The organism is Tissierella sp. (assembly GCF_052089545.1).
GTDB lineage: Bacteria > Bacillota > Clostridia > Tissierellales > Tissierellaceae > Tissierella_A.
In genome coordinates this window covers 1-21,602 of the sequence record NZ_JBQDAA010000016.1, presented here as the reverse complement: position 1 = coordinate 21,602, position 21,602 = coordinate 1, and the positions used below count along the sequence as shown (strand labels likewise).

The 21,602-nt window shown below is 32.5% G+C and carries 17 protein-coding genes and 1 other RNA gene; all 18 read right to left on the bottom strand.

Annotated features, from left to right (window positions below; translation table 11 throughout):
• Positions 1-21: 21 nt before the first annotated feature.
• A complete protein-coding gene (locus ACTHW2_RS02640; RefSeq protein ID WP_442262181.1) occupies positions 22-399 on the bottom strand; it encodes a hypothetical protein in 378 nt (125 codons plus the stop codon).
• Between the two features lie 302 nt (positions 400-701).
• Positions 702-1,403, bottom strand: a complete 702-nt coding sequence (locus ACTHW2_RS02635; RefSeq protein ID WP_442262180.1) for a M48 family metallopeptidase — start codon at positions 1,401-1,403, stop codon at positions 702-704.
• 1 nt (position 1,404) lies between these two features.
• Entirely contained in the window at positions 1,405-4,494 is a 3,090-nt protein-coding gene (locus ACTHW2_RS02630; RefSeq protein ID WP_442262179.1) for a type I restriction endonuclease subunit R, read from the bottom strand.
• Entirely contained in the window at positions 4,491-5,732 is a 1,242-nt protein-coding gene (locus tag ACTHW2_RS02625; protein WP_442262178.1) for a restriction endonuclease subunit S, read from the bottom strand. Before ACTHW2_RS02625 ends, ACTHW2_RS02630 begins: the two co-directional genes overlap by 4 nt.
• Positions 5,726-8,086 (bottom strand): type I restriction-modification system subunit M, encoded by a 2,361-nt coding sequence (locus tag ACTHW2_RS02620; protein ID WP_442262177.1) that lies wholly within the window; start codon positions 8,084-8,086, stop codon positions 5,726-5,728. The genes ACTHW2_RS02625 and ACTHW2_RS02620 overlap by 7 nt, the downstream gene beginning before the upstream one ends.
• 464 nt (positions 8,087-8,550) lie before the next feature.
• Positions 8,551-8,878: a transfer-messenger RNA gene (gene ssrA, locus ACTHW2_RS02615) on the bottom strand.
• A 93-nt stretch (positions 8,879-8,971) separates the two neighbouring features.
• Positions 8,972-9,613, bottom strand: coding sequence for a CAP domain-containing protein (locus ACTHW2_RS02610; protein ID WP_442262176.1), 642 nt, complete (start codon positions 9,611-9,613; stop codon positions 8,972-8,974).
• A gap of 172 nt (positions 9,614-9,785) precedes the next feature.
• Positions 9,786-10,244 carry a chemotaxis protein CheX gene (locus ACTHW2_RS02605; RefSeq protein WP_442262175.1) on the bottom strand — a complete coding sequence of 153 codons (459 nt, stop codon included), beginning with the start codon at positions 10,242-10,244 and terminating at the stop codon, positions 9,786-9,788.
• Positions 10,245-10,670 carry a bacteriohemerythrin gene (locus ACTHW2_RS02600; RefSeq protein ID WP_442262174.1) on the bottom strand — a complete coding sequence of 142 codons (426 nt, stop codon included), beginning with the start codon at positions 10,668-10,670 and terminating at the stop codon, positions 10,245-10,247.
• Between the two features lie 52 nt (positions 10,671-10,722).
• Complete coding sequence (gene smpB, locus ACTHW2_RS02595) at positions 10,723-11,187, bottom strand: SsrA-binding protein SmpB (protein WP_442262173.1); 465 nt, start codon at positions 11,185-11,187, stop codon at positions 10,723-10,725.
• A gap of 25 nt (positions 11,188-11,212) precedes the next feature.
• Positions 11,213-13,324 carry a ribonuclease R gene (gene rnr, locus ACTHW2_RS02590; RefSeq protein WP_442262172.1) on the bottom strand — a complete coding sequence of 704 codons (2,112 nt, stop codon included), beginning with the start codon at positions 13,322-13,324 and terminating at the stop codon, positions 11,213-11,215.
• 150 nt (positions 13,325-13,474) lie between these two features.
• Positions 13,475-15,475: a sodium-translocating pyrophosphatase gene (locus ACTHW2_RS02585; RefSeq protein WP_442262171.1), complete on the bottom strand. Its 2,001-nt coding sequence runs from the start codon at positions 15,473-15,475 to the stop codon at positions 13,475-13,477.
• Between the two features lie 16 nt (positions 15,476-15,491).
• Entirely contained in the window at positions 15,492-15,725 is a 234-nt protein-coding gene (secG, locus tag ACTHW2_RS02580; protein WP_442262170.1) for a preprotein translocase subunit SecG, read from the bottom strand.
• Between the two features lie 135 nt (positions 15,726-15,860).
• On the bottom strand, positions 15,861-17,156 hold the full coding sequence (gene eno, locus ACTHW2_RS02575; RefSeq protein WP_442262169.1) for a phosphopyruvate hydratase: 1,296 nt from the start codon (positions 17,154-17,156) through the stop codon (positions 15,861-15,863).
• Between the two features lie 2 nt (positions 17,157-17,158).
• Positions 17,159-18,694, bottom strand: a complete 1,536-nt coding sequence (gene gpmI, locus ACTHW2_RS02570; RefSeq protein WP_442262168.1) for a 2,3-bisphosphoglycerate-independent phosphoglycerate mutase — start codon at positions 18,692-18,694, stop codon at positions 17,159-17,161.
• Between the two features lie 14 nt (positions 18,695-18,708).
• On the bottom strand, positions 18,709-19,452 hold the full coding sequence (gene tpiA, locus ACTHW2_RS02565) for a triose-phosphate isomerase (protein WP_442262167.1): 744 nt from the start codon (positions 19,450-19,452) through the stop codon (positions 18,709-18,711).
• Between the two features lie 19 nt (positions 19,453-19,471).
• Positions 19,472-20,665: a phosphoglycerate kinase gene (locus ACTHW2_RS02560; protein ID WP_442262166.1), complete on the bottom strand. Its 1,194-nt coding sequence runs from the start codon at positions 20,663-20,665 to the stop codon at positions 19,472-19,474.
• A gap of 58 nt (positions 20,666-20,723) precedes the next feature.
• The coding region (gene gap, locus ACTHW2_RS02555; RefSeq protein ID WP_442262165.1) for a type I glyceraldehyde-3-phosphate dehydrogenase at positions 20,724-21,602 on the bottom strand (879 nt) is incomplete at its 5' end.

Here is a 21,602-nt window from a genome sequence, read left to right as displayed (position 1 = left end):
TCCTTATATCCTACAAGGTCTTTAGTGTTTTTTAAATATTATATTTGCAAGGAATCTAACTATTAATATTCCAATTAAAATAATAATTCCAGTAAATACAATGGCCAAATTCATTCCAAAAGGATTAAACCAAGATTCATTTGGAGAAGTTATAAACCTTCTCCCTAAAATTATTGACAATAAAATACTTAAAGTGTTTATTGAAACAATAAAAATTGCTTTGCTTTTAACAGATATTAGACCTGCCAAAACAATAAATAGAAAAATCCCTATAAAGGCAAAAATGGATGCATTTGTGAATACAGAGGTTTCTATGTAATGAAATAAAAATGACATAGGAATTAAAAAAACTACTAACCCAATTACTTTCATAAAACTTCCTCTTGGTATATTTTCCATATAATAACCTCCTTCTTTATCTCTTTTATTTATTATATCAAAATCAAAAGAATTACTTCTAAAAAATTATAATATTCCCTTCCGATGAGTTCAAAGGTATCTTGTCTGCCTAGTTATTCTTCTCCCCCAGCAACAAAGTGGTACACACTATCATAAACAATTATTGCTTAGCATGATATTAATATAAATCAGTTACTTAGCCTACTATCCTTATTCTTTATTTTTAAAAACAAGAAAACCCATTGAAGTCAAGAGGTTTGGGTTGTATCAATATTTGTATTATGAAAGTTCTATTTGAAACTTTAATCTTCAAATATCAATCCATTTAACTCGGCCTTAATACTTCTCCAATTTGGTAGAAATTTATCCATGTAAGCTTTAAATCTATCATTGTGCTTTCTTTCAAGTAAATGTGTCATCTCATGGACAACAATATATTCTAGACATCTTGGGTTTTTCTTAGCTAATTCTAAGTTTATCCAGATCCTTTTGGCATTTATATTGCAAGAACCCCACCTAGTTTTCATGAGCTTAACTCCCCACTCTTCAACTTCTACTCCCATTATAGCTTCCCATTTTTTTATATATCCTGGTATAATCTTTTTTAATTCTTCTCTATACCATTCTGTCATAATCTTTTCACGTTTTTCTTTTGTAGAGTTTTTCCTTACATAAAGATCTATATCTTTTTTATTATTTATTTCTACACATTGTTTTCCCTTAGTTTCAAGTAGATTTAAGAGGTATCTATCTCCTAGAAAATAATGACTTTCTCCTGATAAAAACTCCCTAGGAGTCTGCCTCTCTTGAATAATAAACTTAGCTTGTTGTTTTCTTATCCAGGATAGTTTTGATATAGCAAATATTCTAATAGCTTCCTCATCCATGTTTTTTGGTACAGCAAGTCTAACCCTACCATTGGGTGGATGGACAGACAGATGTATGTTTTTTATCTTCTTTTGTAACACTTCAATATCTATATCTGCTATTACAATATTATTCAATTTAATACTCACCTTGTTCCTTTACTAGTTCAAATATTTCATCAAGCTTATCTTCATCATCAATATGTTCTGCAACTATACTTCTAACCAGACGCTCCTTTATCCTACTACCCCTCCAGCCATCTGGCCTATTAAACTTAAGATTTTCATCTATTCCTAAAGCAATCTCTTCATCTTGACCTAAGTTGTCAAATAGAGCTCTTTTAGCGCCTGAATCTATGCTTCTAGGATAAGAAAAAGACTTACTTGGATCTTTGGCTTCCTTAGTTAACTCTATTATTTCTTTCAAATATTCTTCATATTCTAGGGCTTGTTCTTTTCTTAACTTGATAATTTCATCTAACAATATAGACATCTTTTCATAATACTTTGGATTTGTTGGCGTTTCTTCTATTATAAGTTTTCTTACATTGTTTTCAATTGTCTCTGCTACAGCTTCCTTATCTTTTCTTATACCATGTGGTAAAGAATCTACAGCATCTAACCCTCTTTCAACTATAAGTTCAACAAGAGTTAAATCTCCAAGTTCAGATATCTTTTCACTTGGCCTAGCATATATGTAAGAATCTATAAGATGTCTCATATCCCCTTCATAAGCTTTAAGATCTATATAATCTCCTGATGCATGCATAACCTCATGACGGATAATATCATATTTTTTAGTTTCTCCGATAATATCTTGTCTTTCTCCCTTAGAATATCCAGCTTCCTCCATGTCATTTGCAATATTTGCATAGGCCCTAATAAAGGATACTACATGTTTATATAGCGCCTGCCTTCTTTGCTCATTTTCCTTTACAGCGTCTTTATCCATTGTATCTTCTGCTACAAAATACTTGATATAAGCAAGAGTGTCTCTTGGTGGAGCAACTGGTTCACATAAGGCTTTCAAGCTGTCTAGGGCCGTGTCTAGTCTTTCTGCTCCCTTGTCTATCCTATTAGAAAGTAGTCCTTCTATATCTTCCTTATCATAGGCTTCAAATGCTTCAGAAGTATAGTCTTCTATGCTCTTTTCTAAACTTTTAAAGAGGTCTTTATAATCTATAATATAGCCATATTCTTTATCTTCATCATCTAAACGATTTACCCGGCAAATAGCTTGAAAAAGCCCATGATCTTGCATACTTTTATCTATATAAAGATAGGTAGCAGGTGGAGCATCAAAACCTGTAAGTAGTTTGTCTACAACTATTAAAAGTCTCATCTGCCCTGGTTCTTCTACGAATTGTTTTTTAACTTCTTCTTCAAATTCTTCTGCTTTTTTACCATTTAGCATTTCCCTATATATTTCATATTTTTCTATGTTTTCAGATTCTCTATCTTCACCTGTTGTTTCACCTTTAACATCTGATATATTTGGAGAATATGACGTTATAATAGCACACTTTTTAAGGCCTGCTGATTGGAAAAGTTCATAATACTTACAAGCTTCATATATACTACCAGCAACTAAGATAGCATTTCCATTACCTTTTTGAAGTCTTTCCTCTGTTTCCATATCGTATATAATGTCAGTAACTATTTGGGACAACCTAGATTTAGAGCTTAAAACCTTTTGCATAGTTCCCCATCTTTGCTTTAACTTTACTATGGCATAGTCTGTAAGACCACGAGTTTTAGATTCAAACCACTTATCTATTTTTTCTTGAGATGATATATCCTGTTCTATATCTCTTGCTTGGTATCTTAGATCTAAAACTACCCCATCTTTAACTGCCTCATCAAATTTATAGGTATGAATATAAGAACCAAATACTTCTATACTCTTTTGTTTATCTTTTTTTAATAGGGGTGTCCCAGTAAAACCAATAAATAAGCCATTAGGTACTATAGTTTTCATAGCTTCATGAAGTTTACCAGATTGTGTTCTATGACACTCATCTACAAATACATAAATATCTCCCTTAGCTTTAAAGTCTTTGGGCAAACTCTTTTTTATATCAGAAATATAATTATCATAATCCGCTTCCTTAACTTCTCCTTCTTTACGTCCAAATTTATGTATTAGTGAAGTTAATAATAGGGGCGTAGTAGAGTTTAACTTTTCTATTAAATCTTGGCCACTTTTTGTTCTATAGACATCTTCATCGACACCTTTAAAAACCTTCTCAATTTGTCTATCTAATTCATCCCTATCTGTAATAATTAAAATACGAGACTCTGGAATGTTTTCTCTTATCCATTTAGCTAGCCAAACCATAATAAGGCTTTTTCCACTACCTTGAGTATGCCAGATTATTCCACCTTGACGTTTTTTTACTCTTTCAATTGATGCATTTACGCCAAAGTATTGGTTAGGTCTTGAAAGTTTTTTTATTCCTCTATCAAAAACTACAAAATCATGGATAATTTCAAGAAATCTTTCCTTATCACATAGCCCTATTATCTGTCTATCAATTAAATATTCTTCATCTTTAAGCTTATCTTCAATATGATTTGATAAGGTATCTTTAACTTTTTTATCTTCTTTCCAAGTCAGATAATGTTTTTCCCCGGTTTCAATAGTTCCATACTTCATACCTTCTGTATCATTGCCTGCCATAATTATTTGCATAGTATGGAAAAATGGTTTTATAAATTGTTTCTTTTGATTGTCTAGGTTTTGTCTAATTCCCTGGGATAAGGATACAGTACTTCTCTTTAACTCTATTATTCCTAGAGCTATCCCATTTACATAAAGAACTAGATCTGGTCTTTTAGTATGCTCACCCTTTATGGATACTTCTTCTGCTAGGTAGAAGTCATTTTCAAATGGATTATCAAAGTCAATAAAAGATACAGTTTCATACTGATCTTCTATATCTTCTTTGACTTGAACACCGTAACGTATCATTGAATAAACTTCTTTATTTACATAATAAAGTTTATCAATCTGATTTTTAGCTGCAATTTCAAGCTTAGCTATTGCTTTTTTACTCAATTCAAGACTATAGCCCTTTTTGGATAGGTATTTTTTAAGATAGTCTTTTTCTATATTAGAGTTATCCTCCCTATCTTTCCAGTCTCCCAAATATTTGTAGCCAAGCTTGTTAGAAAAAAGCTTAACTATCCTACTTTGAGTTTTCCTTTCTACTTGACCTACATTTCTCATATCAACCTAGTCCTCCCCGTCAATAGTTCTTGCATCATGCCCTGCTTGATAGTTTTATATTTGGATAACTTTTCTTCTAGTAGTGATATTTCTTTGTCCATGTCTGATAGGATTTGTGCTATTGCTTCTTGTTCTTTTAGTGGTGGGAAGGATAATTCAATTTGTTTCACAATACTACCACTTAGATTTGGTTGCCCACCTTGTGTATAAGTTTTTATAATATGTTTTTTTAAAAGTGCTAATTTATAGTATAAATACATAAAACTATCCTTTTTAGGTAATATGGCTAACACAGCTTGGTTTATTGCAGCATTTATATTTGTTATAGCTGCAACTCCTGCTGTAGCCCCATATAAAGCTAATAATAGAGTTCTTCCTTTAACCATCTTTGCAGATGAGTTTTCTAGTCCTTCCATAGTTATTTTTCCGTCGACATCATTAATAATTTTTCTATTTAAATCTCCTGATGTGATCCATTTAATATTTCCATTATAATAACTAGGTTTAGAAGATAAGGGTGTACCTCCAGCATACATTATACATATATCACCTAATTTCTTAACTTCCCATTCCCCACTAAATCCATCTAATCTTTTTTTACCTGTTAAAAGCTCTTGCATAGTTCCTTCTTTTATCTTTTCTTTTTTCTCAATTAGTTTTTCTAAAGAAGCAATCAAGTTTTCAGTGTCAGTTAGGACAGTGGCTATAGCTTTTTGTTCAGATAGTGGTGGTAAAGGAATATTCATTTCAGAGTATTCTTTTCCGTTAATTCCTGGTTGTCCACTTCTCATGGACATTACCTTAACCCAATTTCTATATCTGCCAGTGTGTGTGAAAAATTTCAAATAGCTTGGATTTAACACCTTTTTATTTGGAGTTACTTTTATTAAAAAACCAGCATATACCAATCTACCATCTTTCTTATTATATAAATAAGTTTTACCTGTACTTGCACCAGTTCTTGCAAAGACTAAATCTCCATCTTCTAAATAATAATTATCCGACGCTTCATTTTTAACAGATTTTTTATTCGATTTGATAAAATGACCACTTTCAGATATATCTGTTATCCTTAAGTATGTTGGTAATGACTCGTTATAATCAACAGCTGCTGCATTAATACCATATCTTGGCTCTGATATAATATTATCTTTTAGCATAGAAACTTCCCAATCCTCAGGTATAATCCCTACCTCAGTTATCTTATAACCTTCTCTTAGCTTTATTTCTTCTACCATTGGAATCCCATCCTTTGTAAATGTTCTTCCACCTTATTAGAATATTCTTCTACTTCTTTTTCTAATTCTTCCAAAGTATCTTGGTATCTTTCAGCTAATTGGCTTATTCTTGAAGTAAGTCTATGGGAGATTCTATCCATTTCTCCGTTTACTTCCTCTTTTATATAAGGTATCCACTTAAAGTCTACAACTAGTTCTTTAACTTCTGCTTCTCTTAAAGTTTTATACTTTTCATCAACTTTCTTTTCTAGGTCTTTACTTTCATCTCTTACTTTTTTATTTATAGCAGATACACTATCTACTAGGCTTAAATATCTTTTAACCACTTTTACTTCTTCCTTATATTCAGGATGGTCTTTGTTTTCTTTTATATATTTATTTATAGCTCCCTTAGTTATATTACCCCTATCATTTTTTAGCTCTTCAAGTATTCCATCTTCACCACTATGTTCTTCTTCAAATTCTTCTTTTTCTCTATTGGCCTCATCTTTTTCTACTTCATATTCTTCTATAGCTTCCTTTTGAGTTTGGAAGAACTTCTCAATAATTAGTTCTCTTGGTACTAGGTCCTTGTCTCCTATCCATCCATGGTCTTTTACTATGTAGACATCATCTTTCATAGTCTCCAGCCAATAGTTCATTAGGTATTGGTATATATCATATTTATCTATTAAAATTTTTCCTGCAAATGATTCTAGTAAATCTTCTGATATTTCTTGGATTAGTTTTTTAGCATCTGTGTCCCCTTTTATAGATTGAAAGCTTTCCCTATGATTTTGGGACCAGCTTTTTATAATAATATTTATTTCATCTGCGTAAGCTATAAATTCACGGTGGTTAAATATTGTTTCCTTTAAATCTTCTACCTTAACATTCAACTTACTATATCCACTATGATCTCCTTCTGAAAATAAAGCTTGTCTCAGTGTAGGATATTCATCCCAATAGTTTTTAAGTTCATCTATATCAGCATTTGGTATATCGCCTAGGAGATGGGCTGAAATGTCTTGGATATCTTCCTCTTCTTGATTGTCTATATATCTTGGTATATTTAAATTGTATTCATTTTCTTTTATTTCTGCTATAGCTACCATCCTAGAATATTTAGGTATTTCTCTACCTTTATTAAAGACATCTACTATCTTATGAACATCTTGTTCCCTAAGTCTATTTTTGTTACCATCTTTAATAAATCCCTTGCTAGCATCTATCATAAACAGGCCTTTTCTAGCTTCAGCATCTTCCTTATCTATTACTAGTATAGCAGCTGGGATTCCTGTACCGTAAAACATATTGGCAGGTAGGCCTATTATTCCCTTTAAGTATCCTCTTCTAATGATATTTTTTCTAATTTCCCCTTCTACGTTTCCTCTAAAAAGTACACCATGAGGTAGGATTATAGCTCCCTTACCCCTATTTTTTAAAGATTTGATAAAGTGTAAAAGAAAAGCATAGTCTCCATTTTTAGCTGGCGGTATTCCGTAGCCTGTAAATCTATCAAATTCATCGTTCATTGGATCAATTCCATTGCTCCAAGATTTAGTTGAAAAGGGAGGATTGGCTACTGCAAAGTCAAATCTTTTAATCGATCCATCTCTATCCTTAAACTCTGGCGATGTAATAGTATCACCTTGTTTGATATCAGCGATTTCATTGTCATGTAAGATCATATTCATCTTAGCTAATGCAACCGTTGCAACATCTTTTTCCTGACCGTAAATAGTAACTCCTCTCTCTGCTTCATCTGCAGCTTTTAAGAGTAGTGATCCACTTCCGCAGGTTGGGTCATATATGGTTTGGGATTGACTTATGGCCTTATCTATACCTATTATTTGAGCCATCACTCGTGATACTTCTGCTGGTGTATAGAATTGGCCCTTACTTTTACCTGATTCAGTTGCAAAGTGTTTCATTAGATATTCATAAGCGTCACCTAAAATATCGTCTCCCTCTGCCCCATTACCAGTAAAGTCTAATTGTTCATCTTCAAATATGGCTACAAGATTAGTTAACCTATCGACCATTTCTTTTCCTTTTCCTAATTTATCTGAATCATTAAAATCTGCAATTGTTATAACTCCTACTAGGTCATTAGCTTCTGCCATTTTTTTAATAACTATATTTGTTTTATCTCCAATTTCTGGATTTCCCTTTAGCTCAGAAAGATCATAAAAACTACCACCTTTTGGTATTATAATTAAAGAATCTTTCTTACCATAATATTTATCTGTCACATATCTCATAAATAATAGTACCAATATGTAGTTTTTATATTGAGATGCATCCATACCACCTCTTAATTCATCACAACTTTTCCATAGTTTACTATAAAGTTCACTTTTCTTCATTGCCATCTTGTTTCCTCCGTCTAATCATTTATTGTCAGTTTTTATTTCAGTATTTACCTATCTCTATTATAGTCTTAGACTATGAAAATGACAAGTTTATGATGTTTATTTATATAGCTTAATCTTATTATTAAAAAGAGTTTTTAACAATATAAAAAACACTAGTTGAATTATTCAACTAGTGTTTTAATATTTATGTATGGTGGAGGCGGTGGGACGGATCTTCCTATAGTTTCCTAAAGGCCCTGACTATATCTTAAGCTTTTTTAAAAGCTTCTTGGCGTATTATGAAAGTATATTTTAGTTTTTACCTTTCATCCTAGTGCTACTTATCTATTGACTTAGTAGCCTATAAGTCGATACAGGACTGTTAGATTTCTCTACATATCCCTCGGTATTAGCATTTTAAAGCCTTCACCGATAAAGCCAAGTTTTCACCTATAGATTTCTCTATAGGGCGACTCTCATTTTGAATCGAACCCACGTCCGAAAACACTTCCACGAAAGTTTCTCCGAGTGCAGTTAGTAATTTAACATTCCCTTAGTCTATCTCCTACTAACAGGATATAGACCTTAGTAGCTTCATAAGTTCCGTTCCAGGGTCAAAGCTTTCCCTGGCTCGGTTCCCCACTAAGTTGACGTTCTATTCCAAGCCGTGGGCTACCTAGATAGAACGGACAGCTTTAACTAAGCTGCAAATGCGTAATTATTGTTGTCAATTATTGTTCGTGCCACTTTTTACGTTGATCGGCGACAACGACTCGCTACTCTCGATTCCATATCCCCGTCGAAACCTAGACGCCCCCAGATATTGAAATCATTAAATTTCAGCAATCTTAATTATAGCAAAATTAATCCCTAATGTCAAATAATTCGTTTTTTAGTATTATCCTATTTTTTTCTTATAAACATCTGTGTAAATATATAACCATATTTGTCATCTGTCTGAATACCAATACCTATATGAGTAAGGCCAGGTCTCAATATGTTTTCTCTATGTCCCTTGGAGTCCATTAGTCCTTGATGAGCAAGTTTCACAGAATGATGTCCTGCTAAATTTTCAGCTGCTTCTATAAAACTTATTCCAAATTGATCCATCATTTCAAAAGGAGTACCGTATGTTGGTGAAGTGTGATCAAAGTAATTATTTTTTGAAATATCTTTAGATTTTATTCTAGCAACATCTCTGAGTTCTTTATCTAATTCTAATTTATTTAAACCACCTTTTTCCCTTTCTTCATTAACCAAATCTATCATTTCATTTTCCATCTCTAATAGTTTTTCACTTGTTTCTAATTCTTCTACATCTTTTATCTCTATTGATTTTTCTTCATTTGTCTTTTTTTCTTCATTTGTCTTTTCTTCTTCATTTGTCTTTTCATCTTTAGGATTTTCTTTATCTATATCTTCCTTATCTTTAACTTCAAAGATATTTACAATATCTTCTGGTATCTCTATTTGTATATTTGTACAAGAAGTTAATAGAGCAAGCAACAATATAAATACTATAATATATTTTTTTATATTAAACACCTCAATTAGTTATATAATAATCTATCTATATATTTATAATATCACTTCTTATATATAGTTACCATATTTTTTAAATATTCTAAACTAGAATTAAAAATTTTCAAATAAAAAAGGTGGTGGAAATTTTCCACTACCTTCTTACCTTAAAATTTAAAATATTATTATAATTCCTTTACTCTGGTAAAAATACATCTATTCCAAATTCACCTATATCAGTTAACACGGGTATATGTAGAGCTTTTTTATTTGCCATTGAAATTGACTGATGTTCACCTACGGTTATTTGTGGAGGTGTTATATCACATTTATAATCATGTGATGCAAGTCTTGTTACTGCATTTCCACTTATTATATTTGCAACTTCTCCAAGAGCTGAAGATACAAATACATCTATCTCTTCCATTTCCATTCCTGCCATTATTTTAACCATCTCTAGTGTCATATCTTTAGAAAAGCTGAATTGTACATTACCTTTTAACTCTCCTGTCACTCCAAGGGTAACATTGGCATCTTTACTTTTACTAAATCCTTCTATAATTTCTAGGTCCCCTCTTTTAACTTCTAAGTTAAGCATTAGTTTAAAAACTTCTTCAGTTGCTCCATAAAATGAATTAATATATTCAGCCTTCATTTAAATATCACCCTTTTCTTTCATGTATTTACCTATCTTTTGATCCATATGCCCCACATGCATGATTAACCATGTCATAAGTTTTGCACTAAACTCCTGTATTTTTTCTTCAGTAAATCCACCATCTAAAAATATATCAACATATGAATTTATTCCAGCTTTAAAATTTTTGTGTGCCTCTTTATGCTCTTCAATATAAGGATAGTCTATTCTTTCTTGAAGTTTTTCCTCTTCATCAAAATGAAACTCTACATATCTTTTTAAAAAATCTAGAGATTCACGTACTTTTTCTAAACGATTTTCCCAACTTATTTCTTTATCTCTAGCTATCATTATAAATCCTTCTAGCTTTTCAAATAGTTCTTTATGCTGGGTATCTATTAATTCAATACCTACTTTATATTCTTCTTTCCACACTTCCAACATTCCCCCTTTTTATATAAAACTTGCCAAGAGTAAAACTCTTGGCTTTTTAAATCTAATCATATTTTTCGCTAGAGTGTTGTCTCATTCTTCTTTCAGCATCCTTTTTGGCTATATCTCGTCTTTTATCATATAGTTTTTTACCTCTAGCTGTTGCAAGTTCTATTTTTATTTTACCATTTTTTATATAAGCTTTTAATGGTACAAGAGTCGCATTCTTAGTTAAGGTATCTTGTTTTAGTTTTCTTATTTGCCTTTTATGAAGAAGTAATTTTCTTTTCCTAATAGGGTCTACATTTTGAATATTCCCTTGTTTATAAGGACTTATATGCATATTATTTATAAATACTTCTCCATCGTCAATACTTGCATAACTTTCTTTTAAGTTTATTCTTCCTTCTCTTATAGATTTTACTTCTGTACCCTTAAGAGATATGCCAACTTCTAAACTATCATCTATAAAGAAGTCATGTCTTGCTTTTCTATTGCTAGCTACAATCTTTATACCTGTCTTTGCCATAGTCTCACCTTCTATTTTTATTACTTTATCCGATAAGCTGGAAATCAATATTACTTCTAGATATATCGGCTCCAACTACTTCAATTTTAACTTTATCTCCTAAATTATATGTTTTTTTACTTCTTTCTCCTATTATTTGTAGATTTTCTTCATCAAACTGATAATAGTCATCTATCATTTGACTAAATGGCACAAGTCCTTCTATAGTATTTTCAAGTTGTATAAACATACCAAAGTTTGTAAGTGAAGAAATTATACCTTCATATTCTTCGCCTATTCTTTCACTCATATATTCTGTCATCTTTAAATCTTCTACTTCTCTTTCAGCCTCTTCTGCTATTCTTTCAGTAAATGAAGTGTGTTCTGCTATATCTGGTAATTCCTTTTCTAGTGTACTTTGTTTATTTGAATTCATATTACCTTTTATAAAGTCTTTTATTATTCTATGAATAGTAAGATCTGGATATCTTCTTATAGGAGCTGTAAAATGTGAATAGTACTTTGCTGCTAAACCAAAGTGTGTGTTTTGCTCCATACTATATTTAGCTTTTTTAAGTGATCTAAGCATCATTGTAGATATAACTAACTCTTCTTTTTTACCTTCTATTTCTTCAGTTAATATCTGCAAATCTTTTGGGTGTATTTCTTTTCCTTTAAGTTTATACCCTAAATTATAAATAAATTTACTAAATGCAGCTATTTTTTCTTCAGAAGGATCTTCGTGTATTCTATAGAGAAATGGAATTTCTGACCAATAGAATTGTTCTGCTACAGTTTCATTTGTTACAAGCATAAACTCTTTTATCATCCTATTAGCTATTCTTCTATCAGCCTTTTTTATATCTACAGGTTTTCCTTTTTTATCTAGTATTATTTGTGTTTCGGGAAAATTAAAGTCAATGCTTCCTCTTTCTTCTCTTTGGGCTCTTAATATTTCCATGAGTTCTTTCATCAAGTTTAACTCTTCCAATATCCCATCTAGTTTTTCTTTTGCTCCGTCATCATCTTCTTCTAGATAGTCAGATACATCTTCGTATACTAACCTTTTGTCACTATTAATAACACTTTCAACTATTTCATGTGATAAAACTTTCCCATTATCATCTATTTCCATTATAACAGAAAGACAAAGTCTATCTACATTAGGATTCAAGGAACAAATACCGTTTGAAAGTTCTTTTGGTAACATTGGAATTACTCTGTCTACTAGATATACTGAGTTTCCTCTTTTATAAGCTTCTTTATCTAGGGGAGAATTCTCTTTTACATAATGTGATACATCTGCTATATGAACTCCTAAGCTATAGTTTCCATTTTCTAATTTTTCTATAGAAATAGCATCATCTAAATCTTTGGCATCTGCACCATCTATTGTAAAGATCTTTAGGTCCCTTAAATCTTTTCTATCTGTTAATTCATCTGGAGATATACTGTCTTCTATGTTTTGTGCGAAGCTTTTTACTTTCCCAGGAAATTCTTCCGGAAGGTCAAATTGCCTTATAATTGAAAGTACATCTGTACCTGTTTCACTAGGATATCCTAGTACTTCTATAACTTTTCCCTCTGGGTTTCTTCTAGGTTCTGGCCAATTTGTTACTTCAACTACAACCTTTTGACCATTTTTAGCTTTATTTATACGTCCTTTAGGTATAAATATATCATGAAATATCTTTTGATTGTCTGGTATTAAGAAACCAAAGTTTTTATTGTCTTCAAATGTGCCAACAATAAATTGATTTTCTCTTTCCAGTATCCTTATTATTTCTCCTTCTTGTCTCTTTCCTTCTTGAGATCTTTTAATGACATTTGCAACCACTTTATCTCCATGCATAGCTCCATTCATAGCTTCAGCTGCAATATATACATCTGGATTTTCTTTTTCTTCTGGAATTACAAATCCAAATCCTCTTTCATGTCCTTGAAGCTTTCCCACTACTAGATAGTCAGTATCTATCTTACCATATCTTTCATTGGATGACTTTATTATTATGCCTTCTTTTTCCAAGTCTTTTAAGACATTAAAAAATTCTTTTTTGAATTCTATAGGTATCTCAAATTTTGTTAAAAGTTCTTCTTTTAGCATAGGTTTATAATCTTTGCTAGACATAAACTCTATTATTTTTTCTTTTATACTCATTTTTTTCCTCCTTTAAATATATAATTATCCTTATCTTTTATAATTACCCTTTTTATAAAAAATAATGTAAGATATTGAAACATCTTACATTAACTTACTGTTTTCTCCATAAAACATATTAAAAATCCCTCTTTAAAGAGGGATTTTGTTTTAGAAAAATATTCCGTTTCCGAATAGTCCTGCAAATACAAGGGATACTATTGTCATAAGTTTTACTAGTATATTTAAAGATGGTCCTGAAGTATCTTTGAATGGATCTCCTACAGTGTCTCCAGTAACAGCAGCTTTGTGTGCTTCACTACCTTTTCCACCGTGATGTCCATCTTCTACGTATTTTTTAGCATTGTCCCAAGCTCCTCCAGCATTACTCATGAAAATAGCCATAAGTACGCCTGTTACAAGTGCACCTGCAAGCAATCCACCAAGTGCTTCTGCACCTAGTAGTAAACCGATAGATACTGGTACTACTACTGCTAAGATTCCTGGTAGAATCATTTCTCTTAATGCTGCTTGTGTGCTTATATCTACACAAGTACCATAGTCAGGAGTTTGTGTACCTTCCATGATTCCTGGCATTTCTTTAAATTGTCTTCTTACTTCTTCTATCATTGCAAAAGCAGCTTTTCCTACTGCATCCATAGTAAGTGCTGAAAATAAGAATGGAAGCATTCCACCTATAAAAGCTCCTACTATAACTGTAGGTTTAGTTAGGTCTATAGATGTAAGTTCAATTTGTACTGCTTGAGTATAAGATGAAAAAAGTGCTAAGGATGTAAGGGCTGCTGAACCTATAGCAAAACCTTTACCTATAGCTGCAGTTGTATTTCCAACTGAGTCAAGTGTATCTGTTATATCTCTAACATCTTCAGGTAATTCACACATTTCAGCTATACCACCAGCATTGTCTGCTACTGGTCCGTAAGCATCTACCGCTATAGTCATACCTGCTGTAGAAAGCATACCTACCGCTGCTAGCGATATACCATATAAACCATGAGAAGCTTCTGCTCCTCCACCTGCTAAGTAATATGCTGCTAATATTCCGATTGCTATAAATATAATAGGTCCTGCTGTAGACATCATTCCTACAGATAACCCTCCTATTATATTTGTTGATGCTCCAGTTTCTGATTCTTTTGCAATTCTTTGAACTGGTTTGTGATCTGCTGATGTAAAGTATTCTGTTATTTTAGCTATTATAAGTCCTACTGCTAATCCTGCTACTATAGCAGCAAAAGGCTTATGAGCTCCAAGTATAGAACCACTTAAGAAATATCCAGCAACTACTACTATTGCTGAACTTATTAAAGTACCACGATTTAATGATTTTTGAGGATCTCCATCACCTTTAACAAAGAATACTCCTATTATAGAAGCTACTATTCCAACACTTGAAAGCGCTAGAGCAAATAAAGCTCCTTCTTCTCCATATGCTAATAAACCAAGTGTTATAGCTGATATAATAGCTCCAACATATGATTCAAAAAGATCTGCTCCCATACCTGCTACGTCTCCTACGTTATCTCCTACGTTATCTGCTATAACTGCAGGGTTTCTAGGGTCGTCTTCAGGTATTCCTGCTTCTACTTTTCCTACAAGGTCTGCTCCAACATCAGCAGCTTTTGTATATATTCCTCCACCTACTCTAGCAAATAATGCTATAGAAGATGCACCAAGTCCAAATCCTGTTATAATTTGTGGATCTCTAAATATTATATATAATTGTCCTACTCCTAAAAGTCCAAGTCCAACAACACACATACCCATTACTGCTCCACCTGAGAATGCTACATCTAGTGCCTTGTTCATTCCGCCTGTCATAGCAGCATTTGCTGTTCTTACATTTGCTTTAGTAGCTACTCTCATACCTACAAATCCTGCTATTGCAGAAAATATAGCACCAAGTAAGAAACTAATAGCTGTTTTCCAACCAAGTACAACTGCTAGTATAGCAAATAATATTACTACAAAAATTGCAAGAGATTTATATTGTCTAGATAAAAATGCCATTGCTCCGTCTTGAATATGCTTTGCAATTTCTTTCATACGATCATTTCCTGGTTCTACCTTATCGATACCAGATGCTTTATAAAAAGCAAATACTAAGGCCAATATACCTATAATTGGCGCAGATATTAAAAATACGTTCATTAAACTTTCCTCCTTGTTATTTAGCTGCTAAAACTAAGGCTGATATGATAAATATAGCCGCTGATATCATAGTAGCCTTTTGTAATATTGATTCTTTAGTTTTTCCTCCACTTTTACCCCACATAGATGCTGGAGCGCTAGAACCACCCATACTTGCTCCTAGGCCTCCACCACTACCTTCTTGTAGTAAAACACTTATAATTACAGCTAGAGCTGATACAAGTAATAATACGGAAAAAAACATTTGCATAATTACACCTCCTGCTTGCCTTATTCGAATAAATTATCTTCACTATTAACATTAATATTCTACCATAAGGAGCTTAAAAAAACAATGAACAAATAAAGGCCTCTCGAGTTTATATCCAGAGACCTTTATACTTATCTATTTATTTTTTAGATTATAAAAAGTGTTTTTGCCTCTATATTCTGCTCCGTCCCATAGTTCATCTTCTATTCTTAATAGTTGGTTGTACTTAGCTACCCTATCTGTTCTAGAAGGTGCACCTGTTTTTATTTGTCCTGCATTTAATGCAACAGCTAAATCAGCTATAATAGTATCTTCAGTTTCACCTGATCTATGAGATATTACTGCAGTGTAGCCATGTATTTTTGCAAGCTCAATAGCATCTAAAGTTTCAGTTATAGTTCCTATTTGATTTAGTTTTATAAGGATAGAGTTTGATATTTCAAGATCTATTCCTTTTTTAAGTCTCTCAGTGTTAGTTACAAACAAGTCGTCCCCAACTATTTGTACTTTTTCACCGAGTCTATCAGTCATTTTTTTCCATCCATCCCAGTCATCTTCATCTAATCCATCTTCAATAGATATGATAGGGTATTTATTTACGAGTTCTTCATAAAAGTCTATCATCTGATCTACATTTAGTTCCTTATCTTCCCCAGCTAGAGTATATATTTTCTTATCTTTATTATATATTTCAGTAGCTGCTACATCAAGTGCAAGCATAATATCTTCGCCCGGCTTATATCCTGCTTTTTCTATAGCTGAAACTATAGTAGAAAGAGCTTCTTCATTGCTAGATAAATCAGGTGCAAATCCACCTTCATCTCCTACTGCAGTATTAAGTCCTTTTTCTTTTAACACTGATTTTAAGTTATGGAATATTTCAGCACCCATTCTCAAAGCTTCTTTAAAGGTCTTGGCACCTACTGGCATTATCATAAATTCTTGTATATCAACATTGTTGTCAGCGTGTTCTCCACCATTTAGTATATTCATCATAGGAACTGGAAGTACTTTTGCATTTACCCCACCTATATATTGATAAAATGGCATACCTATTAAATCACTTGCCGCCCTTGCAACTGCCATTGATACACCTAGTATTGCATTTGCACCAAATTTACCTTTGTTATCTGTCCCATCTAATTCTATAAGGTATTTATCTATTATTATTTGATCAAATACGTCCATTCCTATAATCTCTTCTGCTATGATATTGTTAACATTTTCAACAGCAGTTTCTACACCTTTTCCTAAATATCTATTTTTATCTCCATCTCTTAATTCTACAGCTTCAAAAGCACCTGTAGAAGCTCCTGATGGTACTAAAGCTCTACCAAAAGCTCCTGATTCTGTAATTACCTCTACCTCTACTGTAGGGTTTCCTCTTGAATCTAACACTTCTCTTGCATATACATCAATTATTGTACTCAAATTTATTCCTCCCTTAATATTAAGCTTTTACCTGTCATTTCTTCTGGACCTTCAAGATCCATAAGTTCTAATAAAGTAGGTGCTAAGTCTGAAAGTTTTCCATTATCAAGCTTTATTTTATCTTGACCTACATATATAAGTGGAACTTTATTTGTTGTATGAGATGTTACTGTATCTCCATTATCATCTAAAAGTTCTTCTGCATTTCCATGGTCTGCTGTTATTAACGTTTTACCGCCCTTTTTATTTAATACTTCCAATACTTCACCAAGACATCTGTCTACAGTTTCTACACCTTCTACTACAGCAGGTATAATTCCTGTATGTCCTACCATATCAGGATTTGCAAAGTTTACAACAATTAAATCATATTTATCCATATTAATTCTTTCTATTAAACTTTCCTTTATCTTTTCAGCACTCATCTCAGGCTGAAGATCATAAGTTGCAACTTTAGGCGAAGGAATTAAAACTCTATCTTCATTCATATAGGGTTCTTCTATCCCACCATTAAAGAAAAAGGTAACATGAGCATATTTTTCTGTTTCAGCCATCTTAAGTTGATTTAAATCATTTAAACTTATATATTGGGAAAGTGTATTTATAGGTGCTTCACTCGTATATGCAACCATTACATGGCTTATAGTTTTATCATAGTTTGTCATAGTCACATAAAAGGTATTTATTTTTTCCCCTCTATCAAATCCATCAAAATCAGTATCTACTATAGATCTTGTGATTTGCCTTGCTCTATCAGGTCTAAAGTTGAAAAATATAACACTATCTCCATCTTCTATTTTAGCCACAGCTTTACCATCTTTTTCGATAACAGTTGGTATTATAAACTCATCTGTCACATCTTCACTATAGGAGTTTTTTACAGCTAGGACAGCATCATTGGATTTTATGCCTTTGCCCCTCACAATAGCATCATAGGCAAGTTTAGTTCTATCCCATCTTTTATCCCTATCCATAGTATAATATCTTCCAGATACTGTTGCTATTTCTCCTACTCCAAGTTCTTCCATTTTAGATTCTAGTTCTTTTATCTGTTCTTTTCCTGATCTAGGATGTACATCTCTTCCATCCATTATTGCATGAACATAGACATCTTTTTGATCTTCTTTTTTCATCAGTTCTAAAAGACCATATAAATGTTTTACATGACTGTGGACTCCTCCATCAGAAACAAGGCCCATTAAGTGTATCTTTCCATCATTTTTTTTAGCGTTTTCTATAGCGGATAAAAATTCCTTCTTTTTAAAGAAACTTCCATCTTCAATTGCATTTGTGATACGTGGAAGCTCTTGAAAAATCACTCTTCCCGATCCTATATTTATATGACCTACTTCTGAGTTTCCCATTTGTCCTTCCGGAAGACCTACTGCTGTTCCACTTGCTTCTAAAGTAGAATTTGGATTTTCTTTCATAAGTCTATCAAAATTTGGAGTATCCCCTATTGAAATTGCATTTCCTGGGTAATCTTTTCCTAATCCCCAACCATCTAGGATGATCAAAGATACTGGTTTTTTGCTCATATATATTCCTCCAATTAAAAGTTTACAAGTTTAGTAAAATCTCCTGCTTTAAGGCTCGCTCCTCCAACTAATGCGCCATCTATTTCTTTTTTAGCCATAAGTTCTTTAACATTTGCTGGTTTCACACTTCCACCGTATTGTATTCTTATATTTTCACTCACATCTCCATATAGGCTATTTAAAGTTTCACGGATAAAAGAGATCATATCTTCTGCATCATTTGATGAGGCAGTTTTCCCCGTTCCTATTGCCCAAATTGGTTCGTAAGCTACTACTACATTTTCAACATCTTCTACTTTTATATCTTTAAAAGCACCTTCAATTTGAGTTTTTACTATTTCCTTTTCCTTGTTTGATTCTCTTTGTTCTAATGTTTCTCCTACACAAAGGATAGGTTTTATACTATGTTTTATTGCTGTTTTCATCTTTTTATTTACAGTTTCATCCGTTTCATTAAAATATTGTCTTCTTTCAGAGTGTCCTATTATCACATAGTCAACACCTATCTCTTTTAACATAAGAGGAGATATCTCACCTGTATAAGCACCTGATTCTTCAAAATGCATATTTTGAGCACCAAGTTTTATATCTGTATCTTTAATAGCTGCTTTTACATCTTTTAAATCTGTAAAGGGAACGCATATTACTTTTTCAACATCTTTTGCTAAGTTATTTTCTTTTATCCCATTTACAAGTTCTAAACTTTCTTTTATATTCTTATTCATTTTCCAATTTCCTGCGATTATAGGAGTTCGCATTTTACCATCTCCTTTATTTTTATTTGTTAGAAATAGCTTCTATTCCTGGTAGTTTTTTCCCCTCTAATAGTTCAAGGGATGCTCCGCCTCCAGTAGAAACATGGGTCATCTGTTCAGAATATCCTGCTTTTTCAACAGCAGATGCCGAGTCTCCTCCACCTATTATTGTGCTTGCATGGGAGTCCGCTAAAGCCTCTGCTACAGCATAAGTTCCTTTACTAAAGTTTTCCATTTCAAATACACCTACTGGACCGTTCCATATTATAGTTTTAGATTTTGCTATAGTTTCTCTAAATTTTTCTATAGTCTTTTCTCCAATGTCTAGTCCCATCATATCTGACGGTATATTTTCTATATTAACTGTTTTAAATTCTGTATCATTTTTAAATTCTTTTGCTACCACTATATCTGTAGGTAATAATAGGTCTACACCTTTTTCTTTAGCTTTTTCTAATAGACTCTTTGCAAGAGCTACTTTTTCTTCCTCTAAAAGAGAAGTTCCAACTTCTAAGCCCATAGCTTTAAGAAAAGTGTAGGCCATTCCTCCACCTATTATTATAGAATCTACTTTTTCAAGCAAGTTATCTATAACTCCTATCTTATCTGAAACTTTAGCCCCGCCAAGTATTGCTAAAAAAGGTCTTTCGGGGTCATCTAATGCTTTGCCCATTATGTCTACCTCTTTACCTACTAAAAAACCAAGAGCTGATGGAAGATAAGTTGACACTCCAACATTTGAAGAATGTGCTCTGTGAGATGTACCAAAGGCATCATTTATAAATATTTCACCAAGAGATGCAAGTTCTTTTGAAAAATTGTCTCCGTTTTTAGTTTCTTCTTTTCTAAAGCGAGTGTTTTCTAAAAGAACAATATCAGCTTCTTGCATAGAGTTTATAGCTTCTTTTACTGTTTCTGAAACTACATTATCATCTTGCAAAAACTTTACGTCTTTTCCAAGAATTTGACTAAGTTTTTCAGATACAGCTTTTAGACTATATTTGTGATTTGCCTCTCCTTTTGGTCTACCTAGATGAGACATAAGAATTATCTTAGCTTTATTCTCTAAAAGATACTCAATAGTAGGAAGTGAACTTCTAATTCTTGTATCATCTGTAATTTCACCCTCATCATTCATAGGAACGTTAAAGTCACATCTAACAAGGACCTTTTTGCCTTTTAGATCCATATCTTTTAAAGTTTTTTTATTTAACATAAACTTTCCTCCCAATATTAGTAGTCGGGTCTTTATAAAGACCCGACTTAAAATTTAACTATTTTTTAGCAACAAGTGATGCAAGATCTATAACTCTTCTAGAATATCCCCATTCATTATCATACCAAGATACTATTTTAACCATGTCATCTATTACCATAGTTGAAAGTCCATCTACTATTGAAGATCTAGGATCTCCAACATAGTCAGAAGATACTAAAGGCTCTTCTGAAAATCCTAATATTCCTTTTAATTCATTTTCACTTGCTTCTTTTAATGCTGCATTTACTTCTTCTGCAGTAGTATTATTTTCTACTTGGAAGGTTACATCTACTAGAGATCCTGTAGGTACTGGAACTCTTATTGCAAATCCATTTAATATTCCTTCTAATTCAGGAAGTACTAATGCTACTGCTTTTGCAGCTCCTGTAGTAGTAGGTACTACGTTTACAGCTGCGGCTCTAGCTCTTCTTGGGTCTTTATGTCTTTTGTCTAATAGTTGTTGATCACCAGTATATGCATGAATTGTAGTCATTAAGCCTTTTTTAACACCGAATTTTTCTAATATAACCTTAGAAACAGGTGCTAAACAATTTGTTGTACAAGATGCGTTTGAAATGATATTGTGCTTATCCTTATCATATAATTTATCGTTTACTCCAAGAACTATAGTTATGTCCTCTCCTTTAGCAGGTGCTGTAACTATTACTTTTTTAGCTCCTGCTTCTATATGTTTAGAAAGTCCTTCTCTGTCCCTAAATGCTCCAGTTGAGTCTACTACAAGTTCTACACCTAGTTCTTTCCAAGGTATTTGTAGAGGATCTCTTTGCGCCGTAACCCTAACCTTTTTACCATTTATCATAAATCCATCTTCAACAGCCTTTATTTCACCATCAAATTTACCATAATTTGTATCATACCTAAATAGATGTGCTAA

What these genes read in the sequence shown, in the direction of transcription:
- ACTHW2_RS02640 (WP_442262181.1), bottom strand. Translation starts at nt 399, where the DNA reads ATGGAAAATATACCAAGAGGAAGTTTTATGAAAGTAATTGGGTTAGTA.
- ACTHW2_RS02630 (WP_442262179.1), bottom strand. Translation starts at nt 4,494, where the DNA reads ATGAGAAATGTAGGTCAAGTAGAAAGGAAAACTCAAAGTAGGATAGTT.
- ACTHW2_RS02625 (WP_442262178.1), bottom strand. Translation starts at nt 5,732, where the DNA reads ATGGTAGAAGAAATAAAGCTAAGAGAAGGTTATAAGATAACTGAGGTA.
- ACTHW2_RS02620 (WP_442262177.1), bottom strand. Translation starts at nt 8,086, where the DNA reads ATGGCAATGAAGAAAAGTGAACTTTATAGTAAACTATGGAAAAGTTGT.
- ACTHW2_RS02605 (WP_442262175.1), bottom strand. Translation starts at nt 10,244, where the DNA reads ATGAAGGCTGAATATATTAATTCATTTTATGGAGCAACTGAAGAAGTT.
- ACTHW2_RS02600 (WP_442262174.1), bottom strand. Translation starts at nt 10,670, where the DNA reads ATGTTGGAAGTGTGGAAAGAAGAATATAAAGTAGGTATTGAATTAATA.
- smpB (WP_442262173.1), bottom strand. Translation starts at nt 11,187, where the DNA reads ATGGCAAAGACAGGTATAAAGATTGTAGCTAGCAATAGAAAAGCAAGA.
- rnr (WP_442262172.1), bottom strand. Translation starts at nt 13,324, where the DNA reads ATGAGTATAAAAGAAAAAATAATAGAGTTTATGTCTAGCAAAGATTAT.
- ACTHW2_RS02585 (WP_442262171.1), bottom strand. Translation starts at nt 15,475, where the DNA reads ATGAACGTATTTTTAATATCTGCGCCAATTATAGGTATATTGGCCTTA.
- secG (WP_442262170.1), bottom strand. Translation starts at nt 15,725, where the DNA reads ATGCAAATGTTTTTTTCCGTATTATTACTTGTATCAGCTCTAGCTGTA.
- gpmI (WP_442262168.1), bottom strand. Translation starts at nt 18,694, where the DNA reads ATGAGCAAAAAACCAGTATCTTTGATCATCCTAGATGGTTGGGGATTA.
- tpiA (WP_442262167.1), bottom strand. Translation starts at nt 19,452, where the DNA reads ATGCGAACTCCTATAATCGCAGGAAATTGGAAAATGAATAAGAATATA.
- ACTHW2_RS02560 (WP_442262166.1), bottom strand. Translation starts at nt 20,665, where the DNA reads ATGTTAAATAAAAAAACTTTAAAAGATATGGATCTAAAAGGCAAAAAG.